At 68.1% G+C, this 899-nt stretch carries 1 pseudogene; it reads left to right on the top strand.

The features are described from left to right. A pseudogene (locus KVP70_RS33055) lies at positions 1-899 on the top strand (hypothetical protein); the annotation flags it as partial.

The raw sequence follows: 899 nt of genomic DNA, 5'->3' as shown, positions 1-899 counted from the left end.
GGCCAGATCGCCACGCTGAAGGACAGCGGCGCCAGCATCGTCATCGCCAGCCAGAGCATGAGCAACCAGGGCGGCAGCGTGCTGGCCAGTGGCGACGCCACGCTGGCGGTCACCGGCGCCGTCAACAACGCGCGCGGGACGATCCAGGCGCAGCGCGACCTGCAATTGACGGCGGGCGGCGCACTTAATAACGCGAGCGGCGTGATCGAAGCCGTCACGGCGGCCAGCAGCCTGACGCTGCAGGCGAGTACGATCGACAACAGCGCCGGCCGTGTGGTCAACGTCGGCACGGGCGCGGCTACGGTGAGCGCCCAGGGGCTGGTCACCAACAGTGGTTTGATCGCCGGTAACGGCAGCCTCGATCTGGCTGCCGGAACTTTGCGCAACCTGACCGGCGGCAGCGTGCTGTCGGGACAGCGCATGGGCCTGGACGTGGCGCAGCAGCTGGACAACCAGGGTGTTGTCAACAGCGGCGGTACCTTGACGTTCAACCAGACTACGGCCATCGTCAACAACAGCGGCCAGATCGTCTCGGCCGGACAGGCGACCATCGCTGCGGGTGTGCTGAACAACGATGGTGGCCAGATCGCCACGCTGAAGGACAGCGGCGCCAGCATCGTCATCGCCAGCCAGAGCATGAGCAACCAGGGCGGCAGCGTGCTGGCCAGTGGCGACGCCACGCTGGCGGTCACCGGCGCCGTCAACAACGCGCGTGGGACGATCCAGGCGCAGCGCGACCTGCAATTGACGGCGGGCGGCGCACTTAATAACGCGAGCGGCGTGATCGAAGCCGTCACGGCGGCCAGCAGCCTGACGCTGCAGGCGAGTACGATCGACAACAGCGCCGGCCGTGTGGTCAACGTCGGCACGGGCGCGGCTACGGTGAGCGCCCAGGGGCT

Origin of the sequence: Duganella violaceipulchra (assembly GCF_019166075.1) — a bacterium.
In the GTDB taxonomy this organism is placed as follows: Bacteria; Pseudomonadota; Gammaproteobacteria; order Burkholderiales; family Burkholderiaceae_D; genus Rugamonas; species Rugamonas violaceipulchra.
The sequence above is the reverse complement of the archived record's forward strand: the minus strand, read 5'-3'. Positions and strand labels throughout refer to the sequence as shown.